General features: G+C 47.1%; 1 protein-coding gene. It reads left to right on the top strand.

Annotation, left to right across the window (positions count from 1 at the left end; translation table 11 throughout):
* The coding region (locus tag J5M58_RS26500; protein ID WP_207880326.1) for an AraC family transcriptional regulator at positions 1-453 on the top strand (453 nt) is incomplete at its 5' end.
* Positions 454-486: the final 33 nt, after the last annotated feature.

Genomic DNA, 486 nt, shown 5'->3' with positions numbered 1-486 from the left:
GAATACTTCCCATGCCCGGCGATATTTGATTCAGAAATAAATTTTCTAGAGTTTGATGCTTCAATTTTAATGACGAAATTGCCTCTCGCCCACCCCATTGAATATGAAGTGGCGAGAAAAGCTTGCGAGAAACGGGAGTTTGACTTGGCCCATTGGATGCCGACTGACCTCGTTGGGCAGCTACTCTGCATGATGTATGAAAATCCGATCTCCCAAGATGTTTTTGAGTTCGCCGATCGGCTTGGGATGTCATTGCGCAGTTTGCAGCGCAAGCTTAAAGATATGGGGACATCATTCAGTGCTTTGCAAGACCTTGTGCGCCAGGATATCGCGTCAAAATACCTCACTGAAAAGCACTATACCGCCAAAGAAATAGCGGCTCGCCTTGGATACAAAAATGCTTCTGCGTTTAGCCGTGCGATGAGGCGCTGGTCAAAAATTTCTGTCGACTAATTCCGATTTGCTGAGTGCCACTCGAGGGAGAGC

This window comes from Pseudomonas sp. 32_A, from assembly GCF_017490905.1.
Lineage (GTDB): Bacteria > Pseudomonadota > Gammaproteobacteria > Pseudomonadales > Pseudomonadaceae > Aquipseudomonas > Aquipseudomonas inefficax.
This window is presented reverse-complemented; position numbering and strand designations above follow the sequence as displayed.